The organism is Corynebacterium sp. A21 (genome assembly GCF_052266655.1).
GTDB lineage: Bacteria > Actinomycetota > Actinomycetes > Mycobacteriales > Mycobacteriaceae > Corynebacterium.
The window spans coordinates 290,379-306,543 of sequence record NZ_JBQPQY010000001.1; the positions used below are offsets into that span (position 1 = coordinate 290,379).

Sequence of the window (16,165 nt, forward strand, 5' to 3'; positions counted from 1 at the left end):
AACCCCCACTGGGTGGCGGGGTTGAAGCATTTCCGGGGTGTTCTGCACCGAGGGGGTGCTGAGACGATAATATCTTCAAGAACACCCCACTGGGGCCTTTTCCTGCGATCGGGGAGGGCATATAGTCAGCTTGTTTCTGCGTTCACTGATAAGGAAGTCCCCGCTGATGCGTGATTCTGAGAGTTCCGCCAGCCACACCCCGGGTTTCCGCGCCATTGCCGCGCACCGCGGGAAGATGGTGGCGGCCACCATCGCGGCCCTGCTTGCTCTGAGCTGCCTTGAAGCGGTGCCCACCGCCAAGGCTGATGAGCTGGCTGATCTGATTGCCACTATGGAGGAGGTCTCCCGGGAGGCGGCGGAGAAGAACGAGGAAGTTAAACAGCTTGAGCTAGATATTGCCTCGGGTGAGGAAGGTTTGAGCACCCACCAGCTCGCGGTGGAGCGTGCCTTTGCGGAGGTGGCGGACTCCCGCGCTGCGGTGTTGCAGCTTCAGGAATCCGTCAATCAGGTTGCGGGCGCCAGATACCGGATCTCTCTGATTGATCCGATTACCCTGGTGTTTAGCTCGGAGAGTCCCCAGAAGGCTATTGACCGGACCGCTTACCTGGACACCCTGACACGGAAGCACACCGCAGTGGTTGATGATCTCGGTGCAGCGAATGAGGCCGCGGCCGAGAACCACCAGGCGGCATCTCGAGCGAGCGCTGAAGCGGAATTCCAACTGGGGCAGTTGGCGCAACAGCGGGTGCGGCTCAGCTCGGAGCAATCGGAGCTGCAGGAACGGATCCAGGAGATCCAGGCTCAGGTTGATACCTTGGACCGGGCCGCCCGCGAGCAGTGGGAGAACAAGAATAACCCCATTGAGGGTGTGAATCTCAGTGATCTGGTCGGCTCTCCTGAGGCGGTTGCTGCCGTGCAGGCGGCGATGTCGAAGTTGGGTGCACCCTACGGTTGGGGCGCCACCGGGCCGGACACTTTCGACTGCTCGGGGCTGATCTACTGGGCGTATCAGCAGCAGGGGAAGAGTGTCCCGCGTACCTCGCAGGCGCAGATGGCAGGCGGTACCGCGGTCACTCGTGGGGAGCTGCAGCCCGGTGATGTGGTGGGATATTTCCCTGGGGCGACTCATGTCGGGCTCTATATCGGGCAGGGCATGATTGTCCACGCCTCGGACTACGGAATTCCGGTTCAGGTGGTCTCGGTGGACTCGATGCCCTGGCACGGTGCCAGCCGTTTCTGAGTCGCTCACTAAGGTAGGTGGGCATGGGCCGAACTCTCCTGGTGACCAATGACTTTCCGCCGACGATCGGTGGCATCCAGTCCTACCTTCGGGATTTTGTGGATACCCTTGATCCAGCCGAGATCACGGTGTTCGCTTCCACTCAGGATGCAGATGCCGCTGTGGACTATGACCGACAGGCCGCCTATGAGGTGATCCGTTGGCCCCGGAAGATCATGTTGCCGACCCCGGCGACCACCCGACGGATGGCTGAGATCATCCGGGAGCGGGGGATTGACACGGTCTGGTTCGGGGCTGCAGCACCACTGGCATTGATGGCTGGGGCGGCCCGCGAGGCCGGCGCCAGCCGGATCGTCGCTACCACGCATGGGCATGAGGTGGGCTGGTCGATGGTACCCGGGGCCCGTCAGGTTCTCCGGCGCATCGGCCGGGAAAGCGATGTGGTCACCTATATCTCTGAGTACACGCTGCGCCGGTTCCGCCGGGCCTTCGGTACCCACCCGGAGTTCCGGCATCTGCCGTCCGGGGTGGACATCGGGCTCTTCCAGCCACTGAACTCTTCGGAGAAGTCGCAGATTCGAACGGAATTTGGAGAAGGTCCGCTGTTGGTCTGTATCTCCCGGCTGGTGCCGCGCAAAGGACAGGATCAGTTGATCCGCGTATTGCCGGAGATCCGTCGGCGTCATCCGGGCACCCGGCTGGTGATCGTGGGGCAGGGTTCCCACGGTCCTCGGCTCCGGAAGCTCGCGGCACCGCTGGGGGAGGCGGTGGTGTTCACCGGCAAGGTGAATCTGGAGCGGATGATCTCACTGTTGGCGGCAGCGGATGTCTTCGCGATGCCAGCGCGCACCCGGGGCCGTGGTTTAGACGTGGAGGGACTCGGCATCGTCTACCTGGAGGCTCAGGCCTGCGCGGTGCCGGTGATCGCCGGTGATTCCGGCGGCGCCCCGGAAACGGTGACCCCGGAAACCGGCATCGTCGTCGGGGGGCGTGACCTGGAGGCGCTTATCGACGCCGCCGATGACCTTCTCGGCGATCCTGCCCGGCGTTTGCGCATGGGTCAGGCGGGGCGTCGTCATGTAGAGCAGGAGTGGACCTGGCAGCAGATGGGGCAGCGGCTGCGTCAGATTCTGGATGCTTCCTGAGCCAATGTGATGATGATTTACGGCCCCGTTATACTTGCGGGGTAATCCTTGATGTTTCTCTCCGATTTCTGAGCTAAGGCGGCCGCATGTCCTTCTTCCCGACCGCGCACACGGTTGGTCTAGACATCGGAGGTACTAATCTCCGGGCCGGTGTCGTGACCGAGTCTGGGAAGATCATCGACTCCCGTTCGATGCCGACTCCGCAGACCGTCGACGATCTTGAGGTGGGTATCGCCGAACTCGTGACCCAGCTGCGTCACGACCACGAGATCCAGGCGGTGGGCCTGTCAGTGGCAGGTTTCCTGGATCCGCAGTGCGAGATTGTCCGCTTCGCTCCACACCTACCCTGGCGAGATGCCCCGGTCCGTCGGATCATCACCGGTCTGCTGGACCTGCCGGTGCGTTTGGAACATGATGCCAATTCCGCGGCTTGGGGTGAGTACCGTTTTGGTGCGGCCCGGGAGGCGGACAATTGGGTGCTGCTGGCCATTGGCACCGGCATCGGTGCCACGTTGATGGTCGGTGGTGAAATTTACCGTGGCGCTTATGGCACAGCCCCGGAATTTGGCCACCTTCCCGTGGTACCAGGTGGTCGGCCCTGCCCCTGCGGGAAGCGGGGCTGTCTGGAGCGCTACTGCTCTGGCACCGCTTTGGTGGAATCGGCTCTGGAGGAGCTGCGAGGCGGCAGTCACGCGGTCAGCGATTTCACCCGCCAGCTCAGTGAGCATCCCGCGAGCGTCAGCGGGCAGGAGGTATTTGCCGCCGCTCAACGAGGCGAGCCGGTGGCGGCCGCTGCGGTGGAGTCCTTCATCCACTGGCTGGGGGAGGCCCTGGCTATTGTGGCCGATGTCCTGGATCCAGAGCTGATCCTCATCGGTGGTGGGGTTTCCCGGGATTCCGAGCACTTCCTGGATGCGGCGGTCAGTCGCTTCGCCGGCCGGATTGTCGGAGCTGGGCATCGTCCGCTTTCCCGTGTTGCCAGCGCTGAACTCGGTGGTGACGCGGGTATGATCGGCGTAGCTGATTTAGCCCGGCACGTCGTGCCCCGTTAGCCCAACCCTTCCTCCGCATCCCCCCAAGAAAAGGATTCAAGACATGCACAATAAGTGGTACTCGGTCTACAAGTACGTGTTGATCGGCCCTTTCCTGCGTGTCTGGAATCGTCCTGAGATCGAGGGGCTGGAAAATATTCCGGCGGCTGGTCCGGTGATCATGGTCTCCTCGCACCAGTCGGTCATGGATTCCTTCTACTTCCCGTTGATGTGCCCGCGCCAGATGATCTTCCCCGCGAAGAAGGAGTACTTCACTGCGCCGGGCGTCATCGGTAAGCTTCAGAAGTGGTTCTTCCACTCGGTCAATCAGATCCCGATTGACCGGCAGGCCGAGAACGCCGGAGCCTCGTTGATGGCTGCCGGTAAGAAGGTGCTGGGCGCCGGGGGGATGTTCGGCGTTTACCCGGAGGGCACCCGCTCCCCGGACGGCCGGGTCTACCGTGGTCGCACCGGTGCTGCCCGGGTGGCTCTGGCCACCGGGGAGAAAATTCTTCCGGTCGGGATGATCGGCTCCCGTGATGCCAACCCGATCGGCACGTGGGTGCCGCGGCCGAAGAAGGTCCGGATGAAGGTGGGCGAGCTCGTCGATCCGATCGAGTGGATTCGATCCCAGGGGATGGAACCCGATGACCGTGACGCGCCCCGCGCGCTGACCGACCACCTGATGCATATTCTCGCAGACCTGGTGGGTGCCCCCTACATCGATGTCTACGCCTCCGAGGTGAAGAAATCCCTGGAGCAGGGCAAGGGCTATCCCAAGGGCGCAGAGCTGAAGTAGCGGCCCTATATATAAGGAGAACTCCCCAGTTGATCCCCGTGGATCGGCTGGGGAGTTCCTCGTGTTTCCGGGGCCAGATACTCCCGGGGGATCAGCTCTGGATGGTGGGTGAGCCAGCCCCTTCCCCCAATCGTAGAAGGCCCGCTGGGCAGGGGCGATCACCGCACCAGCTTCAGTTGAGGGTCAACTGCAGGGCGTCGAGTGTGGCTCGGTAAGCATCCTCATAATGCTTGAGCTTCTCGATCCCCTCGAAACGATAGAAGCTCAGGGTCTGTTCCCCGAGATAGCGGACGTAAGTGGTGAGCGATCAGGGTCGGCGCATCCCGGCCATCTCGGAGTTGTTCGAGTTCAACGACCTATTCGGCGGTGGTGTCCAGCAGCCGGGGTATCCAGGCACCGCCTGGAGTCGGGACGCACGGCGGGGGCGGGCATCGGCGGTCGGGGCGACGCGGGCGTCGTCACGCATCTTCTCGGTGGCGCCTTCGAGGGCGGGGTAGCACAGCAGGTGCAGTGAAAACGGCGGGCTCTGCTTCCTCAGGGCGTCGGACCTCCGACCAGCCAGGTGGATAGGGGCCCCAGTGGCCCCGGGGTGGCGGGGGAAAGTGCGGCCCATTCGTGGGTGACCTGTCCCTTGATGGATCAGACATTTAAGCTTGAGTTGATGTTCGGGCTACAGTGATCAAAGAAAGAATTATGTCAACCTTCCTCGGATCAGGGGATGGTGGGTCCTTGGAATCAGCTGAGCTAGTGGGCCTGGAAGTTATCTGGAGGAAGTTCATGCCCACAGTCAATCCCGCTAGTGCCACGCAACGCCTGGCTTGGCCGGATGTCGCCAAGGGCATCTCGATCATCGGTGTGGTCCTCCTCCATGTCAGCCTGGCGGTGCCGCAGGGCATGGACAGTCTCGCCGCAGAGATCAACCATCTCCTGGATCCGCTCCGGATGCCGCTGTTTTTCATGGTCAGTGGTTTCTTCTCGGTCAAGATCATGAAGTACAACTTCCGGGAACTCTTCGCTAAGCGGCTGTGGTTCTTCCTCGTGCCCTATGGGATCTGGGTGCCCGTTGAGCTGTGGTTCAAATTCCGGGAATATAACATGTTCCACGGCACCCCGATGCCTGAGGCCGTGGTCTATCTCCAGCACCTGGTGGAAGCCCGGAACATGGCCTGGTTTCTCTATGCCCTGGCACTGTTCAGCTTCATCCTCTGGCTGAGCCGGAAGCTGCCGCATTGGGCCGGTATCGCGGTGGCCTTTGCCCCGCTGCTGTTCCTGCCGCTGAATTCGGAGTGGCACATGATCGGCAAATCAGTCATGTATCTTCCGGTGTTTATTCTCGGGGCCCGGCTGCATTCCTACATCAGGGAATTTGCGCACACCGCCCTGGATCCCCGCCGAATCGTCTTCGGTGCCAGTCTCTATGTCCTCGGTTTCGGGGTGTCGACCCTGGCGCTGGTCCTGGGCGCTTCCTTCGTGGACAACCTCATGCTTCCGCTCGGCGGTAGTTTCGGTCCGCAGGAGATGCAGATGATCATCAATATGGTGGTGCACCTGCTGATGCTGCCCGCCGCGATCATCGGTGCGGTGCTGCTGGCGAAGGTCCCGGTGCTGTCCCCGGCTCTGCAGACCCTCGGCCGAAACACCCTGCCGATCTATCTCGGTCACCCCATCGCCCTGACGGTGCTGTACCACTACAACATCCGTGCCGCGGACTGGCAGATCGAGCTCGGGGCGCCGGAGCTGTGGAGCCGAACCTCCACCTGGATGGTGGTGGCCGTGGTGATTTCCGCCCTCGGTGGCGGCGTGTTCTGGCTGCTGATGAAGGTTCCGGGGGTCACCTGGACACTGACGCCGCCGCGGATTGACCACCTGCTCCTCGGCGGGGGGTACAGCTCTGCTACGGCAAAGACCTACCAGGCCACCAAATCGGGTCGGGAAGTGCTTGCTGGTGCCCGGCAGGATTCGGAGATCTCGGGAACCGGTAGCCAGCGTTAGAGCTTGCCGCCCTCGGGGGAGTAGGGTGATGCTCCGAAAGTATCAATCGAAAGTAGGGGGTCCCGGCCGTGGATCGGCAGAATCTCTTCAAGCTCCTGGCCATCTGTCTCCTGGTGATCGGCTATGTGTTCATCGCCGCCTTTGATTTTCATCGTGAAGCTGTTGCCCCGGTCATCGTGTTGGCGGTTGCTGCCGTCCTCTTCCTTCCGTTCGGCCGCTGGCGGCGTCGCGGTGGGAAAGACGGGATCCCCGCGTCTGAGCTGGCAGGCGACCCCGGCGCTCGGGGCGTCGATAAGCGGGACTAAGCTGGTGGCGTTAGGCCGCGGCACAGTGAGGTGAACGCGGAGAAATGATGCTGGAAGGACAAGACGCCGCCGTGCGTTATTTCTACGACACCGAGTTCATCGAAGACGGCCAGACCATCGAGCTGGTATCCATCGGCATCGTCGCTGAGGACGGCCGGGAGTACTATGCCGTCTCCACCGGTTTTGACGCCGCCAAGGCAGGCCCCTGGGTCCGGGAGAATGTGCTCAATCAGTTGCCCAGCCCCTCGGACAGGTGCTGGAAGTCCAGGGACACCATCCGCAGCGAGGTCCTGGCCTTTCTCACCTCCGCCACCACTCAGCCGGAGTTGTGGGCCTGGGTGGGGGCCTATGATCATGTGGTGCTTGCGCAGCTCTTCGGGGACATGACGGAGATGCCGCGGGCCCTGCCGCGCTATACCCGCGAGCTCAAGCAGTACTGGGAGATGGCGGGTCGGCCGAAGCTGCCGGCCGCGCCGCTCGGGGTTCATGATGCGCTTGTCGACGCCCGACACAACCTCGTGAAGTTCCGTGCCTGCATGGATTCGCTGCCGCTGCAGCGCGGCGGCCGAGCCTACCGCTGAGAAAGCGCATGCTGACCTAAGGGTGGCTTAAGGTTCTGGATATGACGGAGACGTGCTTTAATGGCTCTTGTGAGTTGGACTGTAGATATCCCCAAGGAAGCACTCCCCGATCTCCCGCCGCTGCCGGCCGGACTCCGGGAGCAGTTTGAAGATGTTGTCGCCCGTGATGCCAAGCAGCAGCCCACCTGGGACAAGCAGCAGGCTGAAACGGTCCGGAAGATCCTGGAGTCGGTTCCGCCGATCGTGGTCGCCCCCGAGATCGTGGAGCTGAAGCGTCAGCTCGCGGAGGTCGCCAACGGCAAGGCCTTCCTCCTTCAGGGGGGTGATTGTGCCGAGACCTTCGAGTCCAACACTGAGCCCCATATCCGGGCCAATATCCAGACCCTGCTGCAGATGGCGGTGGTGCTGACCTACGGTGCCTCCACTCCGGTCATCAAGATGGCGCGCATCGCCGGGCAATATGCCAAGCCGCGTTCCTCCGACCTGGACGGAAATGGCCTGCCGAACTACCGCGGTGACATCGTCAACGGTGTCGCTGCGACCCCGGAGTCCCGCCGTCATGACCCGGCTCGTATGATCCGTGCCTACGCTAACTCCTCGGCCGCGATGAACATGGTCCGTGCGCTGACGGCTTCGGGCACCGCAGACCTCTACCGCCTCAATGAGTGGAACCGCGAGTTCGTGGCGAACTCACCGGCCGGTGCCCGGTACGAGGCATTGTCCCGGGAGATCGAAGCCGGTCTGCGTTTCATGAAGGCCTGTCAGGTCGATGACACGAACCTTCGGGCCGCAGATATCTTCTGCTCGCACGAAGCCCTGGTCGTTGACTATGAGCGCGCCCTGCTGCGGCTGGCGGAAGATGAAAACGGTGAGGTCAAGCTCTATGACCAGTCCGCCCACCAGGTCTGGATCGGTGAGCGCACCCGCGGCATTGATGATTTCCACATCAATTTCGCCGCGATGATCGCCAACCCGGTCGGGCTGAAGATCGGCCCAGGCATCACGCCGGAGGAAGCTGTCGCCTATGCCGCGAAACTGGACCCGAATTTCGAGCCCGGTCGCCTGACCTTCGTCGCCCGCATGGGACATGACAAGGTCCGCTCCGTCCTGCCGGGTGTCATCCAGGCCGTCGAGGCCGCCGGTCACAAGGTGATCTGGCAGTGCGACCCGATGCACGGCAACACCTTCACCGCCTCCAACGGCTACAAGACCCGACACTTCGACAAAGTCATCGACGAGGTGCAGGGATTCTTCGAGGTCCACCGTGCGCTGGGCACCCACCCGGGCGGCATCCACATCGAACTCACCGGTGAGAACGTGACCGAGTGCCTCGGTGGCGCTGAAGACATCACCGATGTCGATCTGCCGGGCCGCTATGAGTCCGCCTGCGACCCACGGCTGAACACCCAGCAGTCGCTGGAGCTGTCTTTCCTGGTCGCGGAGATGCTGCGTAACTAGGAACCGCGGGGGAACCCAGTCCTCCGGGACTCGGGGATCCACCGATACCGGGGGACAGGACACTGGCACTGTTTGCCCGGTAGGTGTGTGAGCCAAGAACCAGCAGGTAGACCCCCGTACTCTCAAGGAGCTCAGTGCCCCAGGCACCGCGGCTCTTGAAAGTACGGGGGTCTACCTGCTGGCTTTTGTGTTACCTCATGTCTTCCAGGACAGTGCGCCCCACCAGTTTCTGGCTCCGCAGAGTTAGGCATGCGCCAGCCCCGCCACGAACGCTGCACTAGAGCGGTGGGCAGCCATTCGCTGATTCAGCCCACCGTCTTGAGCGTGATCGAGGTACCAGACTTGACTTCCTTCCCCGATCCGGGGGATTGACTGTAGACACGGGCATCACCATCGCCCTTGACAGACACCTTCAGACCGGCCTCCTCGAGGAGCTCCCGGGCCTCGGAAACTTTCTTGCCCTTGACATTGGGCACCTTCACCTTGCCTGGCAGCGTGAGGGTGACGCTCGGGTTAGCCGGGTCAACGTACTTGCCTTTGGCCGGGCTGATGGCGATGACCTCATCGGCGGAGTCCGCGACCTCATCGGAATCAGTGCTCGCGGCGCTGACACTCAGCCCGACGTCCTGGAGCTTCTTCTCGGCCTCGGCACGGGTGAGTCCCTTGACATCAGGCACCACAATCGAGTTGGACACCGTGAGGGTGACCGGCGTGCCACGGGTGACGGACTCGCCGGCAGCGGGCTGACTGCCGGTGGCGGTACCGGCAGGGTGCTTTTCATCGAAGTGTTCGGTGACCTCGGAGACGCTCAGGCCAGCCTGTTCCAGCGCATCGCGGGCCTCTTCCGCGGAGAGGCCCGCGACCGAGGGGATGCTGACGGGGGCCGGACCCTGGCTGAGGCTGACACTGACGGTGGATTCGGTGGGCACCTGCTCGCCGGGGCCGGGGGAGAGCTTGACCACGCCGCCCTCGGCGATGTCATTGGAGTAGCTGGGTTCACCGACTTCGAGGTTCAGGGTGCGTTCCGCCAGCAGGGGACGCAGTGAATCGATACTGCGGTCCTGGGGGATGCCCGGCACCGTCGGCTTCCCGCGGGAGACCATGACGGTGACAGTATCCCCGCGGACCAGGCTCTCACCTGGTGAGGGTTCAGTTGCGGCGATTTGCTCAGCGGCCACCTCATCGCTGTAGATCTGTCGGGTGTTGGTACTGAATCCGGCCTCCTCAAGCGTGGACACGGCTGCCACCTGTTCCATGCCGAGGACCTGCGGGATCTCGCCGTAGCGGCCGGAGCCGAACCACCAGCCACCGACGGCGATCGAAGCGGTGAGCAGGGCAATGACCACGAGCCAGACGATCAGCTTGACCGGGGAGCGGTTGCTCACCGGTTTTTCGGCCACCTCCTCATCCACCTCCGCCAACTCAGCCGCAGAGAGGTTCGCAGGCAGGTTTGTCGGTGCCACCGGTCCCAGCGGCGGCTGCTGCAGGCCGGGCACGATGGCGGTCTCCTGACGGCTTCGGTGACCAGCGGCCTCAACCAGGGGTGTCACCACCGGCATCACTGAGGTTTCATCGGTGGCATCGGAGATGATCCCGGTCGGCTCCAGGGGGCCGACGATTCCGGTGGTGTCGGTGGGGATGGCAGCTGCCCGGTGGGCGGCCGCGTTGCGTGGCACCGGGACCTTGAAGGCCGGCAGGGCCAATTCGGCGGCGACATCGTCAAGTGCGGCGAGGAACTCAGCGGCATCGGTGAAACGGTCCGCCGGATTGCGGGAGGTGGCGGTACCGACGAGTTCATCGAAGAGCTGCGGGACGCCCTCAATGAGGGAACTGGGTGCCGGGACATCCTGCTGCAGGCGTGCGAAGGCATGCGCGAGGTCGGTCTCACCGTGAAAGGGGGTGCCGCCGGTGAGCAGTTCAAAGAGCAGGATTCCCGTGGAGTAGACATCACTGGCCGGGCCGATATCGCTGCCCTCGACCTGCTCGGGGGAGAGATAAGACACCGTGCCCACGATCTGGTCGGTGGTGCTGGTGCTCCGGGCGGTGGAGCGCACCAGGCCGAAATCCGCGAGCTTGACCTGATGATCATCATTGATGAGCACATTGTCCGGTTTGATGTCGCGGTGCACCATGCCAGCGGTGTGTGCCACCGAGAGTCCGGTGAGAATGGCGCGTACCACTGAGGTGGCGGCATGAGGCGGCATCGGACCACGTTCGGCGATCAGCTCCCGCAGGGTGCCGCCCCGGATCAGTTCCATCACCAGGAAGAGGTGGTCACCATCCGAGCCGAAGTCGTAGACATTGACCAGGTTGGGATGGGAGAGCTGTGCCATTGCCCGGGCCTCACGACGGAAACGTTGCCGGAACACCGGGTCGTCGATATAGCGGGGATCCATGACCTTGGTGGCCACCGCCCGTCCCAGGCGAAGATCGACACAGCGGTAGACCGTCGACATGCCGCCCCGGGCGATTGGATGATCGATGCGGTAGCGGCTCTCGAGTACGTCTCCCACCTTTAGTTGAACCATGCCCCCAAGTATGACGGATCGACCCTGCCAAGTGTTATCTGACATCAGGTGAGAAGACCTCCAATAGGGTCCGATGGTGTCGGATCCACCGGAAAGGAAGTATCTTGAAGTTGTGAATCTCCACTCTGTTCCCCATGACATCCTGCCAGCCGATGAGAAACTGCTCAACCTCCCCGAGGTTGCCGAGCTTCTCAATGTGCCTATCACCCGCGTCAACGATCTGCTCAACACCGGAAAAGTGCTGGCAGTGGTACGCGATGGTGTGCGCCACGTCCCCGTAGCCTTCTTCATCGAGAAGTCGGGTGAATCCTCGGTGAACAAGTTCCTCTCCGGAACCATCACCCTGCTCCATGACGGCGGTTATGACACCGAAGGAATCCTGAAATTCCTCTACACCGAAGATGAGTCCCTACCGGGCCGTCCCATCGACGGGCTCCAGGGGCACCTGGCCCGCGAGGTCGTCCGCCGCGCCCAGGGAATGGCGATCTAACCCACCCCGCTTATCGACGCCACCGCTCAGGCGGTGGTTTCGGCCTTGGCCGGTTCCTGCGTGGTCAATGAGGTCTTGAGCTCGGTGAAGATAAACTCCACCGCCACCCAGGCACAGATCACACAGAGGATCATCCAGGGCACGTTATAGAGCTGATGGTTACCACTGCCCGAGAAGCTGAGCGCAATCACCATGGATGCCCCGGTACTGAACTTCAGCAGCCACAGCGGGGGCCGGTAGGTCCCCAGCAGGCTGATCACACTGGCGTAGTACCAGGGCAGTGTCACCGAGTTGAAGACGAAGGCCACTGAATAAGCGGCGGTGATCCCCTGCACCGCGCGTTTGTCACGCTGGCGGAAGAGCCACCAGGTGGCCGCCAGACCTGCGAGCATCAGGACCATTGAAAGGGTACGCAGGACCGCAAGGGTCGTGTTATATCCGAAGTCCTCGTCGAAGAGCCGGAAGTAGGGGCTGATCAATCCCGCGAAGAGCGAGGGGAAGGCCAGCGGGTTGATCACCTTGGAGTTGCCGGAGATTTCCGTCAGCCAACCCCAGGATGATCCCGAGACCCAGGTCACCAGGGCAACCACCGCCACCGTCTCCAATGCCCCGAGGACACCGGTGAGCAGAAAGGCCCCGGTGCGTTTTAGTCTCGCGTTGGTGCCCGGGGCGTAGTGGTTGACCATCATCCAGACCACGAAGGGCAGCGCGATGGCTGCGGTGGCCTTGAGCGAGACCGCCACTGCGATGAGGGCGATCCCGCTGATGAAGTGGCGACGCAGGCTCAGCAGCAGGCCGACGCTAACCATGCCGACCATGATCGACTCATTGTGCATGCCCCCGACCAGATGGAGCACCATCACCGGATTGGCCACACCCAACCACAGGGCGGTGGAGGGATTGCCACCCAGGTGCTTGGCGATCAACGGGATTGACCAGGCGATCGCAGCGAAACCCGCCAGCGAGATCACCTTGTAGAGGAATACTCCGAGGGTGACATTGTCCCCGACGATCCGGGTGACGATCTCACCGAGCCACAGGTGCAGCGGCCCATAAGGGGTGGTGGTGTTGCGCCAGTCATGGGAGACCTCGAGCAGCATCGGCCCCGGGTTGACCGCCGCACCCTGGGAATAGGGGTCGAAGCCGTCCCGGACCATCGCTCCCTGCATGAGGTAGGAATAGACGTCCCGGGAAAGCATCGGGGCCGCCACCACGAAGGGCAGCACCCAGAGCCACATCGAACGGCGCACCGTCTTGAAGCGACCGCCAGCACCGATCACCAGGTCGCCGAAGACGGTCTGCCGACCCAACAACGCCCAGCCGACGACCAGCAGCACCATGCCAAAAAAGAATATCGCGTTGGAAATACCGGCACCGTGGCCGTAAGTGAGGAAGTCCAGTCCGATGAGCTCCAGAATGCCGCCCCGGTTGCGGGTGGCACCGCCACCGAATGACCCTAGGGTGATCAGGATGGCGCCAAAAAGCCCGATGAGGCTGGCGCGGGGGAGTCGGTACGTCTCGATGGTCATGATGAGTGGTTCAAGTTTCCTCACATGCGGCGTTCAGTGGAACGGATAGCCAAGGTGCGCAGCGTCTCCGAGACCTCGGCGGGCAGCGAGACCGCATCCAGGTGTGCCAGCCCGGATTCGGTCAGCACACTGATCCGGTGTTCGATCTCATCTGCGACCCCGGTGTCCCGGACCACCTGGGCTAGGGCGGCAATCTCGGTGGGCGAGGTGACCCGGCCGATACCCTCCCGCAGCGTGGCCGCAGCGGCCGGATCTGAGGAATCGGCACGCTGCAGCGCCAACGCCAACATCACGGTGCGCTTGCCCTCCCGGAGGTCATCCCCGGCAGGCTTGCCGGTGATCGAGGGGTCACCAAAGACACCGAGTAGATCATCCCGGAGCTGGTAGGCCACACCAATATCGCGGCCATAACCGCGGAAGGCCTCGATGAGGTCTGCGCCGGCGCCGGCGATCACGGCACCCATATGTAGTGGTCGCTCAATGGTGTAGGCGGCGGTCTTGAAACGATTCACCGATTCCGCCAACTCCACCCGTTCATCTGCGGTCGCCTCAAGGCTGATATCGAGCAGCTGCCCACCAATCACCTCGGTGCGCATCGCACGCCAGGGGGAACGTAGCCGGGACAGGGCCGCAAGGCTCAGACCGGAGTCGTAGATCAGGTCGTCGGCCCAGGCCAGCGCGAGGTCACCGACCAAGATCGCCACGGATTCACCGAAGTGGGCGGCGTCCCCGGCCCACTCCTGTCCACCGTGCCGCTTTTCGACGGCGCGGTGGACCGTCGGGTTTCCGCGCCGGGTGTCCGAGGAATCGATGATGTCATCGTGGATCAGGGCACAGGCCTGGATCAGCTCCAGGGAGCTGACTGCCCGGAGCACCGCCGCAGGGTCCTCAGAGCTGTGCTCGAGGCCGCCGGCTCCGAGGAAGCCTGCCCAAGCGTAGAGCGGCCGAACCCGCTTGCCGCCACCGAGCACGAAATCACGCAGGTAGGAGACCGCGGCATCCACAGGGGCACCGATCCGGTCAATCTCGGCCTGTCGAGACCGGAAGTACTCGGCGAGCATCTCGCGCGAAGCATCGGGGATCTGGTCTATCGAGAGGGCTCTCAGGTCAGGAGCGGACAACGGCGGACCTCCGGGTCATAAATGGCGATGGATCGACTACCCACGATACCCACCGGAGCATAGACACCGGAGTTTCGGTCGGAAGGGAACTGAGGGGCCGGGGGAGATCGGTCCCTCAGAAGTGCTCCGGGCTGGTGTGGTGGACCTACTCTTCCCGTCTGGATGCCGAGATCGCCAGCGGAAGTGGAAGGCGCGTGGCCAGGATTGCAAAGGGACGCCGATCGCCGGTGAAGTGGAAATTGCGCAGCACATCCCGGAACCCGAGGGAACGATAGAGCCCGAAAGCCCGGTTGCTCTCCTGCGGCACTTCCGGGGTGGAGAGCACCGCATTGCCCGCTGGTGCGTTCCGTAGCAGTTCCGTCAGCAAGGCCCGGCCGATGCCGCGTCCTTGATTTCCGACGCGAACGTGAATCTCCGCCACCTCGAAGTAGTTCCGCAGCAACTCATGCTCCGAGTCGGAGGGGCCGCCGTTCTGATTGATCCCGCGGCGCAGTTGGAGATGCCACCAGTGGTCCGGGGAACCCAGGAAGCCATAGGCGATGCCGAGAATTTCCCCGTGCTCCACGGCGCAGACGGCGGTGAAGCCGGGCTGGTGGATTTCCCGGCGCCAGGCGTTGATGCGGGAATCCCGGATTTCGGGCTCATAGCCCATCGCCGAAATGTAGATATCGACAAATTCGGGGCAGTTTACCGAAAACTCAGGCGCTGTCAGGCGGCGGATTGACACAGTCACTTCCCTATAGAACCACGAACAGTCGGTTGGTTGGGAAAAGTGGGAGATTTTCCTCCCCGCACCCTTGCGCTGGAGAGCGCCCATATCCTAAAATTAGAACAAAGGTTCGATCCTGCTGGACTCTTGGGGTTTTTAGGTCTGGCGGGGTTGATAGTTTCAGGTGGTGTACAGGCAGAAGAGCTCGGGAAAGGGGCAGTCGCCATGGCACAGGTCATCTCCGCAACCACGCGCTTCATCCGGGAGGGTGGCCGGCGCTCGGACTTCCTTTCCCGTGCCCGGATTCTCCTGGACCAGTCTCGTGCGTATCGGACTGCCGGAAAGGTTGATCTGGCATTGGAGTACTCCTACCAGGCGGCGCTGCGGGTGGCGGGGGCCAGGATTGCGGATAGTCCGGTGGCCCGGCGCAAGCGCAAGCCGACTGATGCCTGGGGTCAGCTGCGGCTCGTGGACGAGTCCGGAATTCGCTGGGCGGGGATTTTTGAGGGTTACTCCCGCTTCCGCTCCCGGGTCTCCTCCGGAATCGAGCGTGATCCAGATCCCCGGATCGTGGCTGAGCTGATGTCCCATTCCGAAGCCTTTCTTGCCGAGGTGGAGCTGGACTTTGGTGACTCGCCAGTTGCCGCCTGAGTCACTGGCAGAAGCTCTCAGTGGCTTTCGTCTACCTTCCCCGTTGTTTTTGGCATTGTCGGGAACTTTCCCGATACTCTGGGAGTTGAGCAGATAGAGAAATAAAATAGGCTCGGATCGAACAAGCTGGAGGAACAGTGTCGCTATCAGAGCAGGAGCAGAGAGCGCTCCGAGAGATTGAGCAGTCTCTCCTCGCGGATGATCCCAAGTTCGGCGCTACTGTCGCCGGTGCGGGAGACTTTGGCGGGCCGGGTGGGGGGCTTACCCTGCGCGGTATCGCCTTGGGTGTCCTCGGTCTTGTCATGCTCATTGGTGGAGTTGCACTGTCGCAGCAGAGCTCCTGGTACATCATCCTTTCCGTACTTGGCTTCCTTGTGATGTTCGGCGCTGGAGTTTGGATGCTCCGGGGCGATGCCTCCGGTGGCATGGGACTTAACTCGCGAGGCAAGGGGCATTCCCGGAAGGCTGGGGGGTCGGCTCGGTCGAGCAAGATGGAGGAGAACTTCCGTCGACGTTTCGAGGGGCAGTAGTCCTTCTGGAATCCCGCACCTGAGGGTGCGATAGCTTCACTGAAATGGTGGAGACG

The 16,165-nt window shown here is 62.7% G+C and carries 16 protein-coding genes; 11 read left to right on the top strand and 5 right to left on the bottom strand.

The annotated features are described in order from the left end of the window. The first annotated feature begins 235 nt into the window (after positions 1-235). From ACTU46_RS01315 to ACTU46_RS01330, 4 genes are all read left to right on the top strand, one after another. Entirely contained in the window at positions 236-1,240 is a 1,005-nt protein-coding gene (locus ACTU46_RS01315) for an NlpC/P60 family protein (protein ID WP_443379369.1), read from the top strand. Positions 1,241-1,263: 23 nt separating this feature from the next. Beyond that, positions 1,264-2,385, top strand: a complete 1,122-nt coding sequence (locus tag ACTU46_RS01320; protein WP_443378193.1) for a glycosyltransferase family 4 protein — start codon at positions 1,264-1,266, stop codon at positions 2,383-2,385. 86 nt (positions 2,386-2,471) lie between these two features. Then, positions 2,472-3,437: an ROK family protein gene (locus tag ACTU46_RS01325; protein WP_443378195.1), complete on the top strand. Its 966-nt coding sequence runs from the start codon at positions 2,472-2,474 to the stop codon at positions 3,435-3,437. 43 nt (positions 3,438-3,480) lie between these two features. Further along, on the top strand, positions 3,481-4,215 hold the full coding sequence (locus tag ACTU46_RS01330) for a lysophospholipid acyltransferase family protein (RefSeq protein WP_443378197.1): 735 nt from the start codon (positions 3,481-3,483) through the stop codon (positions 4,213-4,215). A gap of 307 nt (positions 4,216-4,522) precedes the next feature. On the opposite strand, the gene ACTU46_RS01335 is transcribed toward ACTU46_RS01330, so the two are convergent. Continuing rightward, positions 4,523-4,828, bottom strand: coding sequence for a hypothetical protein (locus tag ACTU46_RS01335; protein ID WP_443378199.1), 306 nt, complete (start codon positions 4,826-4,828; stop codon positions 4,523-4,525). A gap of 164 nt (positions 4,829-4,992) precedes the next feature. Between ACTU46_RS01335 and ACTU46_RS01340 the strand changes: the two genes are divergently transcribed. The 4 genes from ACTU46_RS01340 (at position 4,993) to ACTU46_RS01355 (ending at position 8,551) form a co-directional block, all read left to right on the top strand. Next, a complete protein-coding gene (locus tag ACTU46_RS01340; protein ID WP_443378201.1) occupies positions 4,993-6,207 on the top strand; it encodes an acyltransferase family protein in 1,215 nt (404 codons plus the stop codon). Positions 6,208-6,275: 68 nt separating this feature from the next. Continuing rightward, positions 6,276-6,512, top strand: coding sequence for a hypothetical protein (locus ACTU46_RS01345; protein ID WP_443378203.1), 237 nt, complete (start codon positions 6,276-6,278; stop codon positions 6,510-6,512). A 71-nt stretch (positions 6,513-6,583) separates the two neighbouring features. Next, complete coding sequence (locus ACTU46_RS01350) at positions 6,584-7,093, top strand: polyadenylate-specific 3'-exoribonuclease AS (protein ID WP_443379372.1); 510 nt, start codon at positions 6,584-6,586, stop codon at positions 7,091-7,093. Between the two features lie 69 nt (positions 7,094-7,162). Then, on the top strand, positions 7,163-8,551 hold the full coding sequence (locus ACTU46_RS01355; protein ID WP_443378205.1) for a class II 3-deoxy-7-phosphoheptulonate synthase: 1,389 nt from the start codon (positions 7,163-7,165) through the stop codon (positions 8,549-8,551). A gap of 305 nt (positions 8,552-8,856) precedes the next feature. Here ACTU46_RS01355 and pknB read toward each other — a convergent pair whose 3' ends face one another. Continuing rightward, positions 8,857-11,079 (bottom strand): Stk1 family PASTA domain-containing Ser/Thr kinase, encoded by a 2,223-nt coding sequence (pknB, locus tag ACTU46_RS01360; protein ID WP_443378207.1) that lies wholly within the window; start codon positions 11,077-11,079, stop codon positions 8,857-8,859. Between the two features lie 112 nt (positions 11,080-11,191). Between pknB and ACTU46_RS01365 the strand changes: the two genes are divergently transcribed. Further along, positions 11,192-11,569 (top strand): Rv2175c family DNA-binding protein, encoded by a 378-nt coding sequence (locus tag ACTU46_RS01365; RefSeq protein WP_443378209.1) that lies wholly within the window; start codon positions 11,192-11,194, stop codon positions 11,567-11,569. 26 nt (positions 11,570-11,595) lie between these two features. Here ACTU46_RS01365 and ACTU46_RS01370 read toward each other — a convergent pair whose 3' ends face one another. The 3 genes from ACTU46_RS01370 to ACTU46_RS01380 form a co-directional block, all read right to left on the bottom strand. Continuing rightward, entirely contained in the window at positions 11,596-13,098 is a 1,503-nt protein-coding gene (locus ACTU46_RS01370) for an alpha-(1->6)-mannopyranosyltransferase A (protein ID WP_443378211.1), read from the bottom strand. Positions 13,099-13,118: 20 nt separating this feature from the next. Next, the gene (locus ACTU46_RS01375; RefSeq protein ID WP_443378213.1) at positions 13,119-14,219 is read right to left on the bottom strand and encodes a polyprenyl synthetase family protein; all 1,101 of its coding nucleotides are present in this window, start codon (positions 14,217-14,219) and stop codon (positions 13,119-13,121) included. A gap of 145 nt (positions 14,220-14,364) precedes the next feature. Continuing rightward, on the bottom strand, positions 14,365-14,952 hold the full coding sequence (locus ACTU46_RS01380) for a GNAT family N-acetyltransferase (protein ID WP_443378215.1): 588 nt from the start codon (positions 14,950-14,952) through the stop codon (positions 14,365-14,367). 201 nt (positions 14,953-15,153) lie between these two features. On the opposite strand from ACTU46_RS01380, the gene ACTU46_RS01385 reads away from it, so the two are divergent. Then, complete coding sequence (locus ACTU46_RS01385) at positions 15,154-15,579, top strand: SAV_6107 family HEPN domain-containing protein (protein WP_443378216.1); 426 nt, start codon at positions 15,154-15,156, stop codon at positions 15,577-15,579. 137 nt (positions 15,580-15,716) lie between these two features. After that, complete coding sequence (locus tag ACTU46_RS01390; RefSeq protein ID WP_443378218.1) at positions 15,717-16,109, top strand: DUF3040 domain-containing protein; 393 nt, start codon at positions 15,717-15,719, stop codon at positions 16,107-16,109. Positions 16,110-16,165 lie beyond the last annotated feature (56 nt).

What these genes read in the sequence shown, in the direction of transcription:
- ACTU46_RS01315 (WP_443379369.1), top strand. Translation starts at nt 236, where the DNA reads ATGGTGGCGGCCACCATCGCGGCCCTGCTTGCTCTGAGCTGCCTTGAA.
- ACTU46_RS01320 (WP_443378193.1), top strand. Translation starts at nt 1,264, where the DNA reads ATGGGCCGAACTCTCCTGGTGACCAATGACTTTCCGCCGACGATCGGT.
- ACTU46_RS01325 (WP_443378195.1), top strand. Translation starts at nt 2,472, where the DNA reads ATGTCCTTCTTCCCGACCGCGCACACGGTTGGTCTAGACATCGGAGGT.
- ACTU46_RS01330 (WP_443378197.1), top strand. Translation starts at nt 3,481, where the DNA reads ATGCACAATAAGTGGTACTCGGTCTACAAGTACGTGTTGATCGGCCCT.
- ACTU46_RS01335 (WP_443378199.1), bottom strand. Translation starts at nt 4,828, where the DNA reads ATGGGCCGCACTTTCCCCCGCCACCCCGGGGCCACTGGGGCCCCTATC.
- ACTU46_RS01340 (WP_443378201.1), top strand. Translation starts at nt 4,993, where the DNA reads ATGCCCACAGTCAATCCCGCTAGTGCCACGCAACGCCTGGCTTGGCCG.
- pknB (WP_443378207.1), bottom strand. Translation starts at nt 11,079, where the DNA reads ATGGTTCAACTAAAGGTGGGAGACGTACTCGAGAGCCGCTACCGCATC.
- ACTU46_RS01370 (WP_443378211.1), bottom strand. Translation starts at nt 13,098, where the DNA reads ATGACCATCGAGACGTACCGACTCCCCCGCGCCAGCCTCATCGGGCTT.
- ACTU46_RS01385 (WP_443378216.1), top strand. Translation starts at nt 15,154, where the DNA reads ATGGCACAGGTCATCTCCGCAACCACGCGCTTCATCCGGGAGGGTGGC.